Here is a 21,271-nt window from a genome sequence, read left to right as displayed (position 1 = left end):
TTTTCTTTTTATTCTGCATTTCGCCGAACCGATGTTAGGTGCAGCTTTATTGTTCTCCGAAATTGATTTTTCTTTCTAGCTCAGACTCTTCCTCGACGGCGGATAATGCAGGCGCAGTGAAGTGTTTGGTTGTAAGCCTTCGCTTCGCAGCAATCATTGCCTTTGTTCGCCCCGACTATGGGTTGTGGTCGCCAGTATCTCAGACTGGCACCTACCGCTAACCTATCTGGGTAGGTCATCGATAGGTGATCTCTCGGTCATAGCCGGATGAATGGTGGAATTTGCTCATAAGCAGTCTGGACAAAAGCCGGTATAAGGTTGGGGCAACCGGCGGCCAAGATTTCCGGTGTAGGCGTTTTTATTCCTAATTTCATTTATCGCTCTGTTCATTCATAAATTTCCAGCGGCGGATTCCCTCTTTTTAGTTACCGATCGATATTTACCTTATAAATCGCTTCGGCTTCCTTGTCATCAAATTCGCGCATTTGGCTGGCAAGTTTCTTTTTCATCCTGATGACAACACTTTTATACACCGGATCTTTATATACATTATGTCGTTCATTGGGATCTTTTTCAGGAATAAATTATTGATTTTAAAATAAGACAGATAAGGGGTACTTGGATTTAATTATCGACATTAGTTGTTGTAGAAAAAAACACCTGAAGCGGGGAGCTTCAGGTGTTTAACCTAACCAATTATTAACCTAAATTTATGAAAAGTATACTTTTTAAAGTATAGAAAATTATGGTCAATATTCATGCCATTTCGCTATTGGTCTTTTATTATTTTTCCTTTGTGTTATTTTTGTTACTCAAATGCATTGTGGATTTGTGTTGTTGTATTTATGGGCTATATTTATTATTTTTTACAATCACTAAATATATTGTTTTGCTTGTGAACAGCTTGTAAATAAAATTTAGGAGAAATAAACTAGAGGAGCTGAGGATACCCGCACAGGCCGACTAAGGGGCATCTTTTTGGGGTTAGAATAATGATGATTCGCGCTATTGGAAATATAGTTTGAATAATTCAGCCCATTCAGCCTCTAAACTACCTGTATAGACCGTTTGTTTGGCTCGGTTGTACCAATAACGGGCATTCCAAGGGTCTCCTTCTTTGCGGTGTAGATAGGCATGTACATGGGCGGCATCTAATCCATCTAGCTGATCAATGAGATCATGTGCTGTTTTCCAATCCCCTTTTTTGTCATACCACAACGATTTTTGTACCGCAGACCAATGATGAATAGGACTGTCTAATGATTGAAATTCTTCTATTGTCATCTTGTTAATTTGCTAATTCTTTGCTCCAGATTTCATAAATATCATCTCCCTTGGAACTTTTTCCACTGTGGTGCCATTCGTTATTTTCCAGTTTTCCGTTAAAGTGGAGCTCTTGTCCTACTCTTGTATTATCCCTTGAAAAGAAAAGTATTTTTTCTGTGTAAAGATTGTTTTTGAAACTATAGTATCCACCCCCTGTTCCATAAAATCCTTTTTGGGCTGGGTTAATGGCAATCCATTGGAAATAACCGTCTACCAATATCTTTATTGTCTTGCGGTCCGCTTTTGGAATCTCATGCATCTTGGCTTCTTGCTGCCTGCCCGTAATTCTCCATAAAGCATCTAAATCTTGTGCGATGGCTTTCTGCCTTTTGAAAATTCGCTCGGAGTCCGGTGTCTTTATTTGGATAGCGTCATTTTGTATTTTAAAGTAAAGATTGGCTGTCTTCCCAATATGGGTCGAATCTTTTGTGTCATATTCGATCATAATGCTGGTATTATTACCTTGTTGTTGTATGGGGCCACCCCAGGTATAACCAAATTGCTTTTTGCTGTCATCATAGTCGATGAAGGAGAGATAATGATCTTTGATCAAAATTAAGTTTTTGCTTGTGCCGGTTTGGGAAATATACGCTCCCTCGCCCAATTGGGCCTTCGCTTGAAAATGCAGCATTACCAGTGAAAGGCACAAGAGTATAACACCGTGTCTCATATCATATTAAGGCTTGTTGTCTTCTAAAGATACAAAATAAAAGTATTGAACTGTCTATTGAAGATTGAGAAGCAATAATAAAGGCTGATTCTTTAGCAAAGAATCAGCCTTTATTTAATCGTAGGATTTATTTGAACTTACTTGCCAACGCGGCCAGTTTACTCGCCATGTCTGTTTCTGGTTCCGCTTGCCGTTTGCTCTCATTTCGTTTATTCTTGGGGAGAACAGGTTTTTCATCTGTTTTCATCGATAGGGCAATACGGTTGCGTTTCTCATCCACTTCGGTCACCGTTACTGTCACATGCTGCTGCACTTTGACTACCTCATGTGGGTCGGATATATATCGGTTGGATAATTGGCTCAGGTGTACCAAGCCATCTTGATGTACACCGATATCAACAAAAGCACCAAAGTTTGTAATGTTGGTAACGATACCAGGAAGTTTCATCCCAATGCGTAGGTCGCCAATGCTATTGACGCCTTCGGTAAATGAAAAAGCTTCAAACTTTTCCCTCGGGTCAAGCCCCGGTTTGGCAAGCTCATTCAGAATATCATTTAATGTTGGTAGCCCAACTTCCTCAGAAATATAGTTTTTCAATGGAATGGATTTTCTTAATTCAGCATCTTTGAGTAAATCTTCTACTTTTTTACCTAAATCTTTGGCCATCTGTTCAACCAAGGCATAACGTTCGGGGTGTACGGCCGAGGAATCCAGCGGATTGTCCGCATGTCTGATCCGAAGAAAGCCTGCTGCTTGTTCAAAAGCTTTATCTCCGAGACGCGGAACTTTTTTTAATTCACGACGTGAAGTAAACGGACCATTTTCATTTCTATATTTAATAATCTGTTGTGCCAAGGATGGTCCTAGCCCAGAGACGTACGAAAGAATTTGTTTGGATGCCGTGTTCAATTCCACACCTACAGCGTTTACACAGCTGATGACAGTATCGTCCAAAGACGTCTGCAGCTTATTTTGGTCTACATCATGTTGATACTGTCCTACGCCAATTGACTTAGGGTCAATTTTGACAAGTTCAGCCAGTGGATCCATTAATCTCCTTCCGATTGATACGGCACCACGTACAGTAATATCGTGATCAGGAAATTCTTCCCGGGCTGTTTCTGAGGCTGAATAGATAGAGGCTCCACTTTCATTGACCATCACAATAGTAACGTTGTTGAGCCCCAGCTTTTTTATAAAATCTTCAGTCTCACGTCCCGCGGTTCCATTACCGATCGCAATGGCCTGAATATCATGTTTCGATACTAAATAGTTGATTGTTTTCTGTGCTTCTGCAAGTCCATTTGCTCCATTGTGTGGAAAAATTGCCGTGTTTTCTTTGAGCTGACCTTGTTCATCCAATACAACGGTTTTACATCCTGTTCGGAATCCGGGATCTATTGCAAGTAGTCTTTTCTGTCCCAATGGTGCTGCTAAAAGCAATTGGCGAACATTGTCCGCAAAAACTTTGATCGCTTCTTCATCTGCTTTTTGACGGGTCAACACACGAATTTCTGTTTCCATAGACGGTTTCAATAATCGCTTATAGCTGTCTGTCAATGCTAATTTTACTTGTGAAGCCGCCTCGTTGGAAGCTTTGATATATATAGATTCAATGGTTGGGAGAATATCTTCTTCATTGATGTCGATATCCAGATAAAGCAATTCTTCTTTTTCACCACGGCGCATCGCCAGAACACGATGGGAGGGAGCATCTTTTAATGACTCTGACCATTCGTAATAATCTTTATATTTAATCGCTGCTTCCTCTTTTCCGGGAACTACTCTTGATACAAATTCTCCTTTTTCCAGGAATATCGCTCTTGATTTAGACCGCACGGTGGCATCTTCAGCAATAATTTCAGCAATGATATCACGTGCCCCAGCTAAAGCCTCTTCAGTATTTTTAACCCCTTTTTCCTCGTCAACCAACGAACTTGCAAGTGCCAGAAAATCAACCTGGTCTTGGGCCAAAAGGAGATCTGCCAAAGGCTGTAATCCTTTTTCGCGGGCAACACTGGCTCTTGTTTTGCGCTTTGGCTTATAAGGTAGGTAAATATCTTCCAGATTTGCCATAGTCTCGGCGGTCATGACTTGTTGTTCAAGTTCTGCTGTCAATTTTCCTTGATCATTGATGGATTTTAATACAGCTTCTTTGCGTTTGTCCAGTTCCTTTAACTGTTGATTGCGATCTCTGATATTGGTGATTTGAACTTCATCCAGGCTGCCGGTCATCTCTTTACGATAACGGGAAATAAATGGAACAGTGGCGCCCTCGTCTAATAGTTCGATTGTCGTGCGAACTTGTTTTTCGCTTATGGATAGCTCGTTAGCAATTGTAATTTCGTGTGATAATAAGCTCATTATTGGTATACTTTAAAAAGGAAAGCTGTTGAATAACGATTCAACAGCTCTATTAAATATCTAATTGTAAATTAATGTAATAAGGTTAAGCAGGTTTGTTGGTGTTATCCTGTTCTGAAGGTTTCTTTTGCTCGCCTTCGTTATTTTTGCCCTCAGCAAAGTGGTCATTATATCCGTAAGTGATATGAGAAGGTTCTTCTCCGTAATCCAATTGCTTATGTGGATTGTGCTCCACCACCCCTGCGGGAGTTGAAAATTCATATTTTTTCTTTGCTGGTTCAGATTCCGTATTTTCAGCTGTTTCCACAGCTTGGTTTTCTTGTTCAGCTTTCGCTTGCTCTTCCGCAACTTTTACTTCATTTGGAACGGTCTCCTCTTTGACCTCTGTCTTCGTGTCTATGTCTTTTTCGAAATTATTGATCTGATCTGAAATCTCTCGTTTGATGCCTTCAGATGCATCTTTGAACTCTCGTATCCCTCTTCCTAAACCTCTGGCCAATTCAGGAAGCTTCTTGCCACCAAAAAGTAACAAGATCGCAAACACGATTAAAATCATTTCCTGTGTTCCGATGTTTAGGAATGTTATTACTGGATTGTACATACTCTTTTCCTCTTCTTTTGATTACTAACTAGATGCTAAGTTACATTTATATTTCTATAGTTCTTAGACCAACGGGTAAATTTAAGATAATTTTAAGGTATTTGAAACATAAAAATTACTTAACAATGGGTTGATACTTGTCGGGTAAATTTTGTTATATTTTTGCTAAATAATTTTTAATATGACGATAGATCGGAAATAACTTCGTATTTTTGTGCCTATTTTTTGAGGAATTGATTATGTTGGGAAAATTTAAAACATTCAAGCCGTATTATAAAAGTACAATTGTATTGGCCGGACCGGTTGTCATTTCGCAGCTGGGACATACCTTGGTACATACCGCCGATAGCGTTATTGTCGGACATTTTGCTGGAACGATTCCATTGGCTGCTGTGTCCTTGGTGAATGCTGTTTTTATGATCGTTATGGTCATTGGATTAGGAATTGCTTATGGTATCACACCATTGATTGCTCAGGAAAATGGCCGTGATAACAAGAAGGAGTGTGCAGTATTGTTATCAAATAGTTTCTGGTTGAATATCATTACAGGAATATTATTGTTCTGTTTAGTTTATTTTGGCTCTATGCTTGCAATTGATCATCTGAATCAGGATCCGGCTGTTGTCAAAGAGGCGAAACCTTATTTACTTATTCTAAGTCTTTCCATGTTACCTTTAATGGTATTCAGTACATTTAAACAATTTGCCGAAGGTTTGGGATTTACTAAACAAGCCATGAACGTAACCATATGGGGAAATGTTCTCAATATTATCTTGGCTATCATCTTCGTCAAGGGCATGTTCGGAATTACGCCCATGGGAGTGAAAGGTGTTGGATATAGTACGTTGATTGACCGTATTTTGATGATGTCAGTGATGATGACTTATGTCTTGCGTTCGAAGAAGTTCAATGGTTATATACAACATTTTAAAATTACAGTCATAGATCGGGTAAGATTTGGGAAAATATTGCGGATCGGAGCTCCGGTCGCGATGCAATATGTTTTCGAAATCGGTGCGTTTGCAGGAGCATCATTACTGGCGGGAACAATTAGTGCTACCGCACAGGCTTCTCATCAGGTCGCTATTCAGCTCGCCGCGATGACATATATGATGGCAAGTGGTATCGCTGCTGCAGCAACAATTAAAGTGGGAAATAGCTATGGAAATAGAAATCTGTTCCGCTTGGAGCGCTTTGCCATCACATCTTATCAGCTGGTTTTACTTTTTATGCTGATTACTGCTTCCTTATTTGCAATTTTTAATAATTATTTGCCATACATTTTTACCTCGGATAAAGCAGTGGTTGTTATCGCAGCTCAATTACTGATCATTGCAGGTCTTTTTCAGCTATTTGATGGTACACAAGTCGTTGGGCTGGGGGTTTTAAGAGGTATGGGAGATGTTAATATTCCAACCATCATCACTTTTATCGCCTATTGGATTATCGGGTTGCCGAGTGGTTATGTAATGGGGATACTCTTTGACTGGGGTATTAAAGGCATTTGGTATGGTCTTACTTTAGGCTTATTGACTTCGTCTCTTTTACTTTATTTACGCTTCCAATTGGTGATAAAGAAAAAGAAATTCCAATTTGAAAATAGTAAGCTATAAAAACGTATAAATATCTATAAATGTGTGTGATGTGTCGGAAATAAACTATTTGAGGTACCCTCGTGTAGAAATATTTTAAAATAAAAAAATGGCTGTTCAAAAATATTTATATCACTTTTTGACAGCCATTTTTTTGACGATGTTGTTGCCATTAGATTTCTCTGTTGCTATCCCAGTTTTCGAGATAGTCCGCAACCCGTTTTAAGAACATGCCGCCTAAGGCACCATCTATTGCACGATGATCGTAAGACAGGGAAAGATACATCATATGTCGGATTCCGATCATATCGCCGTATTCCGTTTCAATCACAGCGGGTTTTTTTGTTATGGTGCCGACTGCCAATATTGCAGCTTGAGGTTGATTGATAATCGGTGTTCCCATAATATTGCCAAAGGCACCTATGTTGGTAAATGTAAATGTTCCGTCTTGGGTATCATCAGGTTTTAGTTTATTGGCGCGTGAGCGTTGTGCAAGGTCATTAACCGATTTGCTCAGCCCTACCAGACTCAGTTGATCGGCATTTTTTATTACGGGGACAATGAGATTGCCATTGGGCAACGCTGCCGCCATACCTATATTGATATTTTTCTTTTTGATAATATTATAACCGTCTATTGATATATTAACCAAAGGAAAGTCTTTTAGCGCCTTGGTAATTGCTTCTATAAACAGTGGTGTGAATGTTATATTCTCTCCCTCACGTTTTTTATAGGCATCTTTTACTTTATTGCGCCAGAGCACGAGGTTAGTGACATCCGCTTCCACAAATGAACAGACATGTGGGGATACTTGAACGCTCTTGACCATGTGGTCAGAAATCAAGCGTCGCATACGGTCCATTTCAATAATTTCGTCATGGCCATTTGCCACAGTATGGACAGTTGCCGTCGGAACAGCTTGTACAGGTTCGTTCTCGATAACAGGAGCGATCTCCGGTTTTGAATGATCTATATTTTGGCGAGACCCTCGATTGGAAACATAAGAAAGAATGTCCTCTTTTGTTACCCGGCCTTCAACTCCGGTACCTTGGATGCGATCAAGCTCTCCGAGAGATAGTCCCTCGTGACGGGCTATGTTTTTTACCAACGGTGAATAAAAACGAGTCGTGTGCTCGTAATGAACCGGAGTAACTTCTTCTTTAGGACTCTCTAATTGATCTAGACCCGGTATTTCCAGATCTGAAGCTTCGCCTGAGCCTGTAGCTTGATCCCTTGGGCTTTCCTCCGCTTGAACGGCTGGTTCACTTGTTTCGTTGTCTCCTTCTACTTCTATAATTGCAACGACATCCCCAACCTGGACGATTTGGTCCTTGGTATAAAGTTGTTCTTTCAAAATACCTTTAACAGGAGAAGGTACTTCCGAATCAACTTTATCTGTTGCGATTTCCAATAAAGTGTCATCTTCTTCAATCAGGTCACCTGGTTGTTTTAACCATTTGGTAATTGTTGCTTCCGATACACTTTCTCCCATTTTTGGAAGTAAGAGTTTATATAAAGCCATATTTTTAGCAATCTCGTTATAGAAAAACGAAGTTAATTAAATTGTGGTTTACTTTCAACAATTTAAAATATTATTCCTTAAAAAACGATTTTATTGAAATATTATTTTATGTTCATCCGGTTCTTATTCTTCTTCTTTTATAAGCAGTTTCCAAAGTAGAAGAAGAGCATTCATGCGTGTGCGCTCGATATTGACGAGTCTGTCATTGTTGAATTGAAACTTTTTTGTGATAATTTCTTTTTTTCCGGCTACTGCAATCCAGACAGTTCCCACGGGTTTGTCCGCGGATCCTCCCCCCGGACCTGCTATCCCAGTGGTGGCAATGGCATAATCGGTACTAAATGTTGCTTTTGCTCCAGCTGCCATTTCGATGGCAGTTTGTTCACTGACTGCCCCGAATTGATCTAAAGTCGTTTCTTTGACTGCCAATAACTGTTGTTTTAGCCGATTGGAATAGGGGATAGTACCACCGACGAAGATCTCGCTGCTACCCGGATTGGCTGTTAATGACGCAGCCAAACTACCCCCTGTACAGCTTTCAGCGGTAGTCAATGTAAGCCCCTGATGCGTAAACTCCTTGATTAAAAATGCTTCAATGCTGGTGTCGTAATCCGCAATGACATAATTTTTTAAGCGATGCAGAAGTTTACTCTTAAAGAGTTTGACCTCTTGAAGAATATCTGCGCTGTTTTTACTTTTTCCAGAAAGCCGTAAGCGGATAAAGGCCAATGTGGGCAAATATGCTAATTTAATGGTTGAGGGAAGTTCGTCTTCAATATCCTTTATTTCTTCTGCAAGATAGGATTCTCCGATACCGCCAACGAGTATTGTCTCATGATGGATAAATATATCTTTACTTTGCTGTGCGATCAATGGAAAGACACGTTTTTCCATCAAATGTTTCATTTCGAATGGGACGCCGGGCATAAAGATATAATTCTTTTGTTCTTTTGAAACCAACATGCCGGGAGCTGTGCCATAATCGTTGAACAGTATTTCACAGTTAGCCAATACGTCAGCTTGCTGTTTGTTAATCTCTAGCATTTCCAGATTACGGGCTTCAAAGAAACTGGTGACATGCTGGAGTACTTTTTCGTCCCGAATTAAGGTTGTACCAAAATATTTGGCAGCGGTATTTTTAGTAACATCGTCTTTTGTTGGACCGAGTCCGCCTGTAATTAAAATCAAATCGGCTCTTGCGGAAGCACTTTTTAATGTATTGAAAATAGCTTCCTCTGTATCGGGAATGGATGTCATCTGGACAATATCAATTTCGAATTTTCTTAATTGTTGTGCAATCCAGCTGGAATTGGTATCGATAATCTGTCCTATAAGAATCTCGTCTCCAATAGTGATAATTTCTGCTTTCATAGTATAAACTTACGTAAAATTACGGATCAACGATAGGCTAAAATTGTTTTGATAAGAAGGGGTTTAAAATGAATGCATTCGAGTACAATGGAAGTGAATCTTGTATAGGAACTTAGGTAAGTGGAATAAAAAAAAGCGGTTATTTTAAAAATAACCGCCTCCAGAACTTGCTCTTTTTGTCAGTTTGAGGTCTTGCAAGATGGATGCCTTCGCCCGGATAGTGACATTATAACTCCGATATCGTCCGAATGGCATCCAACCAAAGGACATATCCCAACAGTGTAAATCTCGGTAGATATTAAAAGAAGTCATGACGACTTCTTTTTGTTTGAAATCGTAGCCGGATTGAAAGGTAACTTTCCATTTAGGGGTAACACTGAAATCGCCATGTAAATTCAACGTACTTGTAATCTGGTTGTCCATTCGACGTGTGCTTGAGTTGAAGAACTTAGACATGTTAAAGCTGAATGAAGCCGCTAGATTCCAGGGTATATTAAAGTCCACAAAGGCATTCGGATCGGAACTGATCCGGGCTAAAGCCTGCGCCTGCTCCGGGGTCATCCCGGCACCGGACATTTCTTTCCGCAGCGAATCAATATTGTTATTACGTGATTTGGCTGCTTTTGGATTTAGGCTATAGTCAAAGGATAGGCCGAAGTTCGTCAGGCGGGCCAAACTTCCATCTTTGATCGCATATCTGTTGATTCGGACGCCATTATTGTCTATAGAATAAGGATCAAAGGTCCCGTTAAAATTTACGTTCATCTTCTGGTCGAAAAAGGCCGTCCTGCCTGAAAAAGTTATCGGAGACAGTTTCAATGAATCTGCTACGAAATTGTAATTTCCGCTAAAGGTCAAACCCTGGAGAATTGGAATCTTTTTGAAACCGCCGTCGGTGGTGTCAGATTTGCTTTTTACTTTAGCCTCAATATTGTTGTCAATTGAGAAGCCTATACCAGCAGATTTTCCTGCAGAAGGAGATCCATAGATGCCCTGAGCGAAGATGGAATATACGTTGCGGTTGCCGTATTGGTCATTATAATGTTGGTAAAATCCATAGCGGGGATCCGAAAAATCTGGTCTGTAGTTCAGATTGATTGACGGGGTAACAACGTGTCTGATCGCTTGAATTTTTCCGATCTTTGGATACATACCATAGATTTTTGTAGAAAGACCAGTAGATACGGAATAATCATAAGCACGATTAAACCCCTGTAAAGTATCGAGTCGTTGTCTATAACCCGATGGCGTGTTATCAATACGTTGTCTAGTGCTTTGGAAATACCAACGTTCGGTATAATTTACACTTGTGTTGAATTGAAAATATTTAAATGCGTTAAGTGAGAGGCTAACCGGAATATTGTGTTGGAAGCCATTTTGGAACCTTTTGAAGCCTCCTGACGAGAAAAGAAGTGAATCTGCTGTGGAGACTGTATTTTGCGCCTGGAAACTATAACCAACGTTAATACGCTGATACCATTTTTGTTCGCCTACGCGATCTTTGCTGTCAAAGGGATTGAACGAAGAAACGTTTAAGCTGATATTTGGCAAACTTAATTGAATAGTCCTATTAGCCATATCTTGACTATGTGTTAAACTGGCTGTTAAGTTAACCTTACCATCGGCAAAGACTTTTCCGTAACTGATGGAAGAACCCATTCTGTTTTGAGCCAGGTTTTGATAGGTTGTCTGGTTACTTCCTGTACCTGTATTTTGAAAGTATGAGGCCGTACCAAAGTTTACACTTGCGGAGAACGATGTTCCAGGATTAGCTTCCTGGCGTTGGGTATGGTTCCAGGTTACATTGAAATCTTTATTTGAACCATAGTTATCGGTACCTTCCACACCGACTTTCGTATTGGCGTAGCGTATGTTAAATCCACCGTTGTATTTGTAATTGACTGTATATCGGGTGTTTACTGAAGCTTCCCAAGAGCCTTTAGAATATAATGAGCCTCGAATCTCACTATCCCAATAATCATTGAAGGCTAAATACCAACCAATGTCACGCATGGAAAATCCGCGCGTATAGTCCTCTCCGAAAGAGGGGAAAAGAAATCCTGAAGCTCTTTTATCCGGCTTTGGAAAAAATGCAAAGGGGAAGGCTACGGGCATAGGTACCCCCATAACCACCAGGTATGCAGGGCCAGAGATAATCTGATTTTTGGTCACTATCCCTTTCGAGATATGTATTCCGAAATGAGTATGTGGCTGTGGGAGGTTACAAGTACTGTATAGCCCCTTATAGATTGACATCTCATCATAGATATTTTTTCGAACGATATTGGCTTGGATAAAGCCTCCATCGACCTCAGTCATAATACCATAGGTGTTTCCTTCCTGTTTCTCATAATCATAATAAAGTGAATCTACTGTTTTGGGTGATTCACCATTACCCATAATGACAATAGGACGTCCTACATATTTACCACTTTTATCATATATCCCCGACGCAAAGATCTTTTTCTGATTGCGGTCAAGACGGATATAATCAGCCGAAAGCTCAAAATCCTGATACTTTACTTTTGCTCCGCGATATAAATGACTAATATTCTTTGCTACTTCCGATTTTTGAGAATCAACAGCAATAATGCTGACTTCCGCCTGCAGACCGCTGCCTTTTTTCTTGGAGGTGTCTTGAACGGATTTGGTAGAATCTATAGGCTTAATTTTTGTTGTATCCTGCAGTTTACTGTTCGCCGAGCCAGCGTCCTTACTTTGAAGTCCGTTCTGTTTTAATGGAATATTGCTCTGAGCCAACGTTGAATTGCTCGTTGCAAGAATGATAAATAGTGTTAAAATGTTGATTAACGACTTCAAAATTAAAGACAAATGTTATTTTTGTGAAATAATGTTAAACTTCGAAGGACAAAATTAGTCAAAAAACAAATAGAAAATATGTTAAATATCGTTATCTATTAAAGAAATAATATTGACTCATTTTGTTGCGTTTATAGTAGAGCAAATAATTATTCAATGAAATCAGATTTAAGAATTAGAAAATGGTGTAGCATTATAGTTGCTACTTTGGGATTTTTTTTATTGAATTCTTTCAAATTAAACAACGGTCAACCCGAGCCACCCGACTATCAGATCAAGACTATTGTTATTGATGCTGGGCATGGTGGAAAAGATACTGGGGCACAGGGCCGTCGATCCCTAGAAAAAAATGTAGCTTTGGATGTAGCACTAAAGCTCGGAAGGCAAATTCAAAAAGATATTCCAGGGATTAAAATCATCTATACGCGGACAACAGACGAATTTGTGGAATTATATAAGCGTATTCGCCTAGCGAATGCAAACAAAGCGGATCTGTTTATTTCGATTCACTGTAACTCCGGTGGCTCCAGTGCTCATGGAACAGAAAGCTTAGTGTCAGGTTCTCATCGTCTAGGACAGCAGGATGCTGCCGTTCGAGAAAATGCATCGCTTTTGCTGGAATCGAATTACAAAGAAAACTATCAGGGATTTGATCCAAAAGATCCCGAAAGTGCAATTATTTTCTCATTGATGAAAAACAGATTCCGGGAAAAAAGTATCCGGTTAGCACAAATGATTGAAGGTGAGTATGTAAAAGCAGGAAGGCATAGTCGAGGATTTTGGGAAAAAGGTTTAGCTGTACTTGCAGAAGCAGGTATGCCAGCTGTCTTGACAGAAATTGGATTTATCAGCAATAGGGAAGAAGAGAGTTATCTATTGTCAGAGGAAGGACAACAGGAGATTGTCGATAATCTGGTTTCAGCTTTAAAAATTTATAAAAATTCAGTAGAACGCTAAACAGATTTGCTTTTGTACTGTTTTAAACTTATATTAATGATGCATTACAAAAGAAATAATTTGTGAAAATATCAAACGAAACAAAAGTCGGCATATTAGCAACCGTTGCGATTGCGCTATTATTTATTGGGTACAGTTTTCTAAAAGGAAACGACGTTTTCAGTAGCGATAATACATTTTTTACTACTTATAACACAGTCGATGGATTAACACCTTCCAAACCGGTTTTAGTGAATGGTTATCAAATAGGTAGGGTGTCCAAAATGACTTTGCAGCCAGATGGTAAAATAAAAACAGAATTTAAGATCCATTCCCATTATCATATTCCTAAAAATACCATCGCCCGGATTTCAAGCACAGATTTATTGGGTAGCAAGGCGATTGTATTTGAAATGGGCAATAGTACGGATATGGCCAAGGATGGTGATTTTCTTAATTCAGGTGTACAGCCCAATATTATGGACAAGGTTGAGCCGATTCAAAAGCGTATAGAGACCATTACAATTAAGCTGGATTCTACACTTTCCGTGGTTAATACAGTTTTAGATAAGCAATTTCAGGACGATTTTAAAAGCAGTATCCATAGTATTTCAACATCGTTGAAGAATGTCGAAGGGATTACAAAAGATGTGGAAGGCTTGGTTGGAGATGAGAAGGGACGATTGAATAGGATCATGGCAAACCTGGAATCCATCACATCCAATTTCTCGCAAAATGGTGAAAAAATCAATTCGATAATGGCTAATCTTAACACTATAACAGATAAGGCCGCACGATTGGATTTTGAGCAAACCATGAATAAGGTGAATGCAACGATGTCTGATTTTCAGAATATTACCAGTAAGATTAACAACGGTAAGGGATCAATAGGTCTATTGCTCAATGATGAAGAACTATATAACAATTTGAATAATGCTTCTAAAGAAATGGATAATCTGATGAGGGATATTAAAGAAAAACCAGGGAAATATATTAAGCTTTCTATTTTTGGAAAAAAAGGTGAACAATAGTCTTCCCAAGATACTCGGTATAAAAAAAGAAATCCTGCTATATGCTAGCAGGATTTCTTTTTTTATAGGGTCTCTTTAAGCCAGGTAAAGAATTCCCTTTGCCAAACTTGGGCATTCTGTCCGGATAACACCCAGTGGTTTTCGTCAGGAAGATAGACCAATCTACTTTTTATCTTCTTTAGCTGCGCAAGTTGAAAGGCTGCCAAACCTTGGCCAATGGGAACACGGTAATCCTTCCCACCTTGAAAAATTAGAATAGGCGTGTGCCAGTTGTTTGCTTTTTCGATCGGATTAAATTCTGTATAGGATTTTTCATTTTTGTTATCCCAATATGCTCCGCCTAATTCATGATTTGCAAAGAATAGCTCTTCTGTGGTGCCATACCAACTTCTCATGTCGAATAAACCATTGTGCGCAATGAAAGTTTTAAAACGGTTTTGATGTACGCCAGCCAGTTGGTAAACCGAATAGCCGCCATAGCTGGCTCCAATTGCTGCACGGCGAGTTGTGTCAACATATGATTCCTTGGAAATATCATCTATTGCAGCCAAATAGTCTCTGATCGGCTGACCGCCCCAGTCTTGGGAGATCGCTTCGTTCCATTTGACTCCCCAGCCTGGCATACCTCTACGGTTTGGTGCGATAACAATGTAACCTTGGGATGCGATCAACTGTAGGTTCCAGCGAAATGAATAAAACTGGGTGAGTGCCGATTGCGGTCCACCTTCGCAGTAAAGTATTGTTGGATATTTTTTTGTGGGATCGAAATTTGGCGGATAGATTACCCATGAAAATAAATCTGCGCCATCAGATGATTTTGTAATCCGTTTCTCAATTTTATTTTCAGCAATTGTTGCATACTTGTCATCATTGACCCTAGTAATGGCTGTCAAAGACTTATTTTTGAGATCGAAGCTGAAAATTTCGGTCGCACGTGTAAACTTTGTCAACGTGACGATCAATTTATCCCCAGTTTGCCCTACAATACCTGTAATATCAAAATCTCCGGTTGAAATTTGCTGGATCTTTGGAAGACTTTTCGATTTGACATTCGAAGGGACTTCCAGTTCGAATAATTGTACGGTGCCTTTGGTTGCAGCAGTAAAGTAAATCTTACGATTGTCGTTGCTCCAGATAAAACTGTTGATCGTGCCATCCCAATGCGAAGTCAGATTTAAACGGATAGCGTTGTTTTTATCAAATAAGATGATGTCATTTTTATCAGATTCGTAGCCCTCGGTTTTCATGCTGAGCCAAGTGAGACTTTTTCCGTCCGGCGAATAAGTTGGTGCGATGTCATAACCATTCATGCCCTCAGTAATGTTTGTCGTGGCTCCGGAAGAAATCTCATAGCGGTAGATATCCGTATTCGTGCTTATGGCATAATCTGTTCCGAAGTTTTTCTTGCAAACATATAATACTGCTTTGCTGTCAGGAGACCAGATAAAATCTTCTGCACCGCCGAAAGGTGCCTGTGGACTATAATAGGGCTGATCTTTGAGCAGATCTACTGGTTCTCCTATTTTACCGTCGCTGTAACTGGCAATAAAAGGATGGTTGAATTTACCATCATTGAACGTATCCCAATGACGGTAATCTAAATTATCATAGATGTAGGCATCAGACTTCGGCAATTCTGGATATTTATCGGTACTATGGTATTTTTTGATCAATACGGGCTGGCTAAAAAGAATATGTGTTCCATCTGGAGAAAATTTAACATTTTCCAAAGCGATCTCACCGGATGTCAGTTGTAATGCTTCACCTTTGGTCAGATTCTTTTTCCACAGATGTCCTTTTGATAGATAGATCACATCACCATTTTTTTCGATTTGGACAACAGTTTCCCCACCCTTTTGATCGGTAAATTGGCTAGCTGCACCATTGGTCAATGAAGCTGTAAAAAGATTCTTCTCACTTGTATTGCTCTCCAGGTTGTAATTGGATACACCGTACACCAACGTTTTACCATCTGAGGAAAGTCCTTCAGCAGATACTCGTCCGAGATCCCAAAGCTTACTGGGGGTAATAGGTTGTGGGGTTTCTGCAACCATTTTAAAACTGGACTTTCCACCTTTGCTTTCTTGCGCATTGCCGAGGTTGCATGCCATAATCGCTAATGTAAATATTGTAAGTTTTTTCATATATATAATGCTGAAAAATATCCCTGCAAGTTACAGATTTTGCCAGTAAATGTTAAGTAAAGCACAAAAATAGCCGCCTTATTTGTGAAAAGGCGGCTATTTGGAGAGGTAAGTTTATTTTTTGATTAATATTCGGATAATGACCCAGTAAATTTTCAGATGTTGTCTATTGATCAGCATAATTATTGTCAAATTGATACCAATTGATTTTTGTGGAAACGCGCATCAGGATTGCCAAGATGATGAAAATGCCAATTGTTCCGGCAATAAGTGAGTAGTCCCGAAGTTGCATAAGCACGTAGATGAACAGATAAAAAGTGCTTAAGATAGTCCCGAACAAGAGGGACGTCTTACGGTCTTTTGTAATGGCTTTAATAAAACTTCCAATGAGCAGTACCGTTGCAATCGAAGCAATTAGATAGGCCAGATTAAATCCTATATGCTCTGATAAAGCTAATAGTAGCGTGTAAAAGAGTACCATGGCGGCACCGATTAATACATATTGAATAATATGTATTCTTTTTTTCTTGATTATTTCGGTGAATAGGAGCGAAGTGAAGGTTAGGAGAATAATCAATATACCGTATTTAGCAACTCTTGTTGTCTTTTGATAATTATTGATGTCCGGCAGAAAGTTTATCGTGATCATATCCGAATTAACCAAGATACCATTAGGTATGTTTGTGTCAGATGGCGTAGTCGGAGCGGCTTGAGTAGATTCAGCTTCATCTGTTAAACTTCCGTTATTTTTTTCGAAATGATAGATCGGAAGGATATCTCCTGCCCACTGTTGGGGTAACTTACGACTAAAAGAGGGAATTTCCCAAGAGGCTGAGAAATTAGATTTGTCAATCGTTCGTTTGCTTGGTAGGAATGCACCGACAAAACTTGGATTAACCCAATTCCCTTTGGCGGAAATATTCGTCTGATCACCGAGCGGAACAAAATTCAATGATTTGGAACCTTTGAGGTTCAGTGTGATTTTGAAATGGTTTTCATTTTCATTGGGATTGATGGAAATGGGGCAGACTAAATTTTGATTGAATAGTTTGAGGTTGTTAAAATCAGGATCAAAAGTCAATTCCTGTTCATTCCAGGTAAGGAGCGGGCGTTTGCCCAGTCCCTTAAAATCCTGTATGCCAAATACAAGCCGACTTCCTTTCCAATCAATCTTTTCGGTGGGAATTTCCAGTTTTGTTATATCAATTTTGTTGAAACGGCCATCTATCGAAATACTGCTATTATATACGACGGAATTATAGATACCACGTGATAATTGTTGCGGGCTGATGTCTGTGCTGATATTTGCGCTTAGGGGGAGGACGAAGATCCATTTTGTCTGTTTGTATTCTGATGCCGTAGTAGTATTAATTTTTTCAGCTGGCTTCTGAATAGGTTCATTGTAAGGGATTGCTAAGACAGGACCAGAAATAACCTGTTCTTGAGCCCAGTTAAGGGCGATGTCTTCCGATACGGTTTGCTCGCGTGTTTTGCGTTCCTCAATGAGATCACTGATGAGTGTCAGGGGGATGAGCAAGAGAAGGGAAAGAAATAGAATAACAAATAATTTTAGAACAGTTGAGTTGCTAATTTTATCAAATAGCGAATTTTGGGCGGTATCGAACGAAGAGTTCGGTCTATTATAATTTTCCATGATTTCACTTGTTTAAATCTACTTGTATATTTTTGCTATATAATGCAATTTGAAATTCAGTCAGTTGGTAATGAAGTATGGTCTTGAATTCGATGTGATGAAATTTTTGCAGGGACCGACCTTTTTGGAAAGTTCTCCTGTAATATTTGAAATGTTCGGGAAAAAGGATTCCTCCAATAGTAATCATTCCGATCAGATATAGGCTTATTTTTCCATTTCCCAATAAAAGATATTGCATGGCAATTTCATCTTGTATTTCGGTTCCCGTTTCCGTTATAATGTGAAATACATCATGATTTTCCAATTTCGCCATTACATCAAATCCCTTACTCGCGTAAAAGAGACCCAAACCATGACCGATGCTTCCGACTGGATAGGTTAAAAATTCCTCTTTGCTAATTCCCCATGCTTTTTTGTTCCATTTAAAAATATCTGCATACACGCTGGAGGACCAGCTGTAGAGATGGAGCATGAGTTTTAATCGAATTTTTTTCATGTTTTCGTTTTTAAAAGTACTTTGGTTTTCAAAGTAAATGGATAAAAAAATTATTTGTATTGTTGTTTTATTAAATTTTCTAATGCGATGAGATGATTTTCAAAAGCTTTTAATCCTTTTGGTGTTCTTTTATATCTGGTATTGGGTTTGCGATCAACAAAACTTTTTTCCACGACAATATATTCTTCTTTCTCCAATGTTTTGAGGTTTGAAGCGAGATTGCCATCCGTTACATCCAATAATTCTTTGAGTGAATTGAAGTCGTATTCTTCATTCGCTGCAAGAACGCTCATAATCTGTAAGCGGACTCTGTTTTCAAATACTTTGTCATATAAAGAAAGGTCTAATTTCACGATTCGTACTTTTTGTAAACGATAAAACCATAGATGATATGTAACACACCAAATCCCAATCCCCATAACATCAATCCGTGGTCGGGAAGACACAATGCCAGTACCCCCAAGCATATTTCCAGTATACCTAACCATCTCACCTCAGAGAAGGTATAAATGCTGCCGGCAGTTAAAGCCAAGCCATAGAAAACAAGCAGCATTCCGGCAATCAAATGATAATAACCCTGAGAAAGCAGAATTAAAGCTAATACACCCCCGGTTACCAATGGAATTGAAACTGCAAATAAAAGAGATTTGCTTGTAATGTTCCAAATAGATTGTCTACTTTTCTTCGCTTTCCTACGCGCCATGAGCCATCCGGTCAGTAATGAAAGCACAAGAATGACAATAGCAAGTATTAAAAAGATGTTTAATAGCGTAAGATTATCCCTTAGTCGATTCATCGAGGTTTCATGACTAGTGCTGATATAATAACCTAGTAAGGTACCCAATAATGCGTAAAAGCCAATGAGTACACCTGACAATCCGCTTATAGAAACAAATTTGGAAGATTTTTCCATCAATGATCTAATTTGTCCAAGCTCTTTAAATAAATCTTTCTGTTCCATAAAAGTACTTTGATATTCAAAGTAAATGAATAATAATGAATTATACAAGCGGGGAATAGGATATTGAAAAAAAATAAAAAAAAGAGTATAAAATACTTGCAAGATATAGGTTTGGTTTCTATCTTTGTGGCATCAAAAGAAATCCTAATGCGGAAGTGGCGTAATTGGTAGCCGCACCAGACTTAGGATCTGGCGCCGCAAGGCGTGGGGGTTCGAGTCCCTTCTTCCGCACTTGATGTCCTCCCGAACTTAAAACCTCGGGAGGATTTTTTTATGAATGCGATATAGCTAAAAAGAGTATGAATATTTCACACGAGAATGTAGATGCAATCAATGCGGTAATCAACGTCGCATTAGCACCTGAAGATTATAATCCTCAAGTCGACAAAGAGATTAAAGCGCAAGCTAAAAAGGCAAAATTACCAGGTTTCCGTCCAGGTCAAGTTCCTGTAGGACATATCAGACGTACCTATGGTAAATCTATCTTATTTGATGAGATCAATAAATTAGTGAACGATAAAATCACGAATTATATTTCAGAAAATAAATTAGAAGTTTTGGGTCAGCCACTTCCTTTAGAAGAAGACACGCAATATAACTGGGATTATAAAGATAATTTCAATTTTAAATATGAGATTGGTTTAGCTCCCGCTTTTGATTTGCCTTTTACAGCTGAGACTGAGTTTGCTGTTTACGATATCAAAGCCGATCAAGAGACGTTGGCGGATCGTATCAAAAACTTACGTCGTAGCTATGGAAAGATGACTAATCCTGAAGTATCAGAAGAAGGTGATGTATTGTATGCTACCTTAAAACAAGATAAAGAGGAAGGTCTTGAAAAAACAACTTCCATCCGCACGGATATCGTTGAAGATGCAAAAATCAAAAAGTCTTTGGTAGGACTTAAAAAAGACGATACTGTTAAAATCGATGTTAAGAAAGCTTTCAAAACTGAAGATTTAGCACGTATTTTAGGTATTACTGAAGAAGAAGCGACAGCTTTGGATGTAACTAAATTTGAGTTGACTGTTAAAAACATCAACCGTTTAGAAGAAGCTGATCTTAATCAGGAGTTTTTCGATAAATTATTTGCTGAAGGTGAAGTAACCGAAGAAGCTCAATTTACGGAGAAAGTCAAAGAAGAAGTGGAAAACTTATTCAAGCAAAATTCTGATCAAAAATTACGTAATGATATGTATACTTTTGGTATGGAAAAAGTAGACGTTACTTTTCCTGAGGAGTTCTTGAAAAGATGGTTGAAAGCTACTAACCCTAGCATTTCTGATGAAGAGCTTAACGAAGGTTTTGCTGATTTCTTGAACAACTTGAAATGGACAATCATTGAAAATCGTGTCGTTACTGAAAACGGTCTTGAAGTTAAATATGATGAAGTGATCAATTTAGCGAAAGAACGTATCTACGCACAAATTAAAATGTACAATATCAACGAAGAGCCTTCTGATGAGCAATTGAATCAATTCGCAATTCAATTGTTGCAAGACAGAGAGCAAGGTAACCGTTTGTTTGAAGAAGCTAAAGCTTTAAAAGTATTTGATCACTTAAAAGGTGTGGTGAAATTAAACAGCAGTGATATCGAATATAAGGAATTCGAAAAATTGGCGTAAGCAATTTTAAACACAAAAAAAGGCTTCCAAATATCTTGGAAGCCTTTTTTTGTGTCGTAGATCGCTTTTGTTTTATTGTTTTGGATCTCAATTGAATTTGATTAATGGGGTGCGGTATTCTGTCAACCACCCACATACTTTGTCGTTAATAGTAAAC

The 21,271-nt window shown here is 38.9% G+C and carries 16 protein-coding genes and 1 tRNA gene; 5 read left to right on the top strand and 12 right to left on the bottom strand.

What is annotated here, in order from left to right; genetic code table 11:
• Window positions 1-1,005 precede the first annotated feature (1,005 nt).
• The 4 genes from D7322_RS19210 to D7322_RS29115 form a co-directional block, all read right to left on the bottom strand.
• Window positions 1,006-1,284 (bottom strand): hypothetical protein, encoded by a 279-nt coding sequence (locus D7322_RS19210; protein ID WP_121125859.1) that lies wholly within the window; start codon window positions 1,282-1,284, stop codon window positions 1,006-1,008.
• A gap of 4 nt (window positions 1,285-1,288) precedes the next feature.
• Complete coding sequence (locus D7322_RS19205; RefSeq protein ID WP_147430490.1) at window positions 1,289-1,996, bottom strand: hypothetical protein; 708 nt, start codon at window positions 1,994-1,996, stop codon at window positions 1,289-1,291.
• A gap of 127 nt (window positions 1,997-2,123) precedes the next feature.
• Window positions 2,124-4,361 carry a Tex family protein gene (locus D7322_RS19200; protein ID WP_121125857.1) on the bottom strand — a complete coding sequence of 746 codons (2,238 nt, stop codon included), beginning with the start codon at window positions 4,359-4,361 and terminating at the stop codon, window positions 2,124-2,126.
• A gap of 85 nt (window positions 4,362-4,446) precedes the next feature.
• Window positions 4,447-4,962, bottom strand: a complete 516-nt coding sequence (locus D7322_RS29115) for a Sec-independent protein translocase subunit TatA/TatB (RefSeq protein ID WP_121125856.1) — start codon at window positions 4,960-4,962, stop codon at window positions 4,447-4,449.
• A 239-nt stretch (window positions 4,963-5,201) separates the two neighbouring features.
• Here D7322_RS29115 and D7322_RS19190 point away from each other — a divergent pair, with 239 nt between their 5' ends.
• Entirely contained in the window at window positions 5,202-6,575 is a 1,374-nt protein-coding gene (locus tag D7322_RS19190) for an MATE family efflux transporter (RefSeq protein ID WP_121125855.1), read from the top strand.
• Between the two features lie 151 nt (window positions 6,576-6,726).
• Here the strand turns inward: D7322_RS19190 and D7322_RS19185 are convergent, their stop codons facing one another.
• The 3 genes from D7322_RS19185 to D7322_RS19175 form a co-directional block, all read right to left on the bottom strand.
• Window positions 6,727-8,076, bottom strand: a complete 1,350-nt coding sequence (locus D7322_RS19185) for a dihydrolipoamide acetyltransferase family protein (RefSeq protein ID WP_121125854.1) — start codon at window positions 8,074-8,076, stop codon at window positions 6,727-6,729.
• A 123-nt stretch (window positions 8,077-8,199) separates the two neighbouring features.
• Entirely contained in the window at window positions 8,200-9,447 is a 1,248-nt protein-coding gene (locus tag D7322_RS19180; protein WP_121125853.1) for a competence/damage-inducible protein A, read from the bottom strand.
• 144 nt (window positions 9,448-9,591) lie between these two features.
• A complete protein-coding gene (locus D7322_RS19175) occupies window positions 9,592-12,267 on the bottom strand; it encodes a putative LPS assembly protein LptD (RefSeq protein WP_245971384.1) in 2,676 nt (891 codons plus the stop codon).
• 156 nt (window positions 12,268-12,423) lie between these two features.
• Between D7322_RS19175 and D7322_RS19170 the strand changes: the two genes are divergently transcribed.
• Both D7322_RS19170 and D7322_RS19165 read left to right on the top strand, forming a co-directional pair.
• Window positions 12,424-13,224 carry an N-acetylmuramoyl-L-alanine amidase family protein gene (locus tag D7322_RS19170; protein ID WP_121125852.1) on the top strand — a complete coding sequence of 267 codons (801 nt, stop codon included), beginning with the start codon at window positions 12,424-12,426 and terminating at the stop codon, window positions 13,222-13,224.
• Between the two features lie 62 nt (window positions 13,225-13,286).
• Window positions 13,287-14,234 (top strand): MlaD family protein, encoded by a 948-nt coding sequence (locus D7322_RS19165; RefSeq protein WP_121125851.1) that lies wholly within the window; start codon window positions 13,287-13,289, stop codon window positions 14,232-14,234.
• A gap of 62 nt (window positions 14,235-14,296) precedes the next feature.
• Here D7322_RS19165 and D7322_RS19160 read toward each other — a convergent pair whose 3' ends face one another.
• From D7322_RS19160 to D7322_RS19140, 5 genes are all read right to left on the bottom strand, one after another.
• Window positions 14,297-16,378 (bottom strand): S9 family peptidase, encoded by a 2,082-nt coding sequence (locus D7322_RS19160; RefSeq protein WP_121125850.1) that lies wholly within the window; start codon window positions 16,376-16,378, stop codon window positions 14,297-14,299.
• Between the two features lie 166 nt (window positions 16,379-16,544).
• Window positions 16,545-18,032, bottom strand: a complete 1,488-nt coding sequence (gene creD, locus D7322_RS19155) for a cell envelope integrity protein CreD (protein ID WP_121125849.1) — start codon at window positions 18,030-18,032, stop codon at window positions 16,545-16,547.
• A gap of 4 nt (window positions 18,033-18,036) precedes the next feature.
• Entirely contained in the window at window positions 18,037-18,528 is a 492-nt protein-coding gene (locus D7322_RS19150) for a hypothetical protein (protein ID WP_121125848.1), read from the bottom strand.
• A gap of 50 nt (window positions 18,529-18,578) precedes the next feature.
• A complete protein-coding gene (locus D7322_RS19145) occupies window positions 18,579-18,881 on the bottom strand; it encodes a winged helix-turn-helix domain-containing protein (RefSeq protein WP_121125847.1) in 303 nt (100 codons plus the stop codon).
• Entirely contained in the window at window positions 18,878-19,489 is a 612-nt protein-coding gene (locus tag D7322_RS19140; RefSeq protein WP_121125846.1) for a hypothetical protein, read from the bottom strand. The genes D7322_RS19145 and D7322_RS19140 overlap by 4 nt, the downstream gene beginning before the upstream one ends.
• Before the next feature lie 149 nt (window positions 19,490-19,638).
• On the opposite strand from D7322_RS19140, the gene D7322_RS19135 reads away from it, so the two are divergent.
• Window positions 19,639-19,720 (top strand) — tRNA-Leu (locus D7322_RS19135).
• A gap of 68 nt (window positions 19,721-19,788) precedes the next feature.
• Window positions 19,789-21,114, top strand: coding sequence for a trigger factor (locus D7322_RS19130; protein ID WP_121125845.1), 1,326 nt, complete (start codon window positions 19,789-19,791; stop codon window positions 21,112-21,114).
• Window positions 21,115-21,271 lie beyond the last annotated feature (157 nt).

This window comes from Sphingobacterium puteale (genome assembly GCF_003627955.1).
GTDB classification, from domain to species: Bacteria; Bacteroidota; Bacteroidia; order Sphingobacteriales; family Sphingobacteriaceae; genus Sphingobacterium; species Sphingobacterium puteale.
Note: the sequence above shows the minus strand (reverse complement) of the source record. Positions and strands in the feature narration are given on the sequence as shown.

Excerpts from the sequence above, each read along its gene's own strand:
- creD (WP_121125849.1), bottom strand. The coding sequence starts at position 18,032 with ATGGAAAATTATAATAGACCGAACTCTTCGTTCGATACCGCCCAAAAT.
- D7322_RS19205 (WP_147430490.1), bottom strand. The coding sequence starts at position 1,996 with ATGAGACACGGTGTTATACTCTTGTGCCTTTCACTGGTAATGCTGCAT.
- D7322_RS19210 (WP_121125859.1), bottom strand. The coding sequence starts at position 1,284 with ATGACAATAGAAGAATTTCAATCATTAGACAGTCCTATTCATCATTGG.
- D7322_RS19170 (WP_121125852.1), top strand. The coding sequence starts at position 12,424 with ATGAAATCAGATTTAAGAATTAGAAAATGGTGTAGCATTATAGTTGCT.
- D7322_RS19140 (WP_121125846.1), bottom strand. The coding sequence starts at position 19,489 with ATGGAACAGAAAGATTTATTTAAAGAGCTTGGACAAATTAGATCATTG.
- D7322_RS19180 (WP_121125853.1), bottom strand. The coding sequence starts at position 9,447 with ATGAAAGCAGAAATTATCACTATTGGAGACGAGATTCTTATAGGACAG.
- D7322_RS19150 (WP_121125848.1), bottom strand. The coding sequence starts at position 18,528 with ATGAAAAAAATTCGATTAAAACTCATGCTCCATCTCTACAGCTGGTCC.
- D7322_RS19160 (WP_121125850.1), bottom strand. The coding sequence starts at position 16,378 with ATGAAAAAACTTACAATATTTACATTAGCGATTATGGCATGCAACCTC.
- D7322_RS19190 (WP_121125855.1), top strand. The coding sequence starts at position 5,202 with ATGTTGGGAAAATTTAAAACATTCAAGCCGTATTATAAAAGTACAATT.
- D7322_RS29115 (WP_121125856.1), bottom strand. The coding sequence starts at position 4,962 with ATGTACAATCCAGTAATAACATTCCTAAACATCGGAACACAGGAAATG.
- D7322_RS19130 (WP_121125845.1), top strand. The coding sequence starts at position 19,789 with ATGAATATTTCACACGAGAATGTAGATGCAATCAATGCGGTAATCAAC.
- D7322_RS19200 (WP_121125857.1), bottom strand. The coding sequence starts at position 4,361 with ATGAGCTTATTATCACACGAAATTACAATTGCTAACGAGCTATCCATA.
- D7322_RS19185 (WP_121125854.1), bottom strand. The coding sequence starts at position 8,076 with ATGGCTTTATATAAACTCTTACTTCCAAAAATGGGAGAAAGTGTATCG.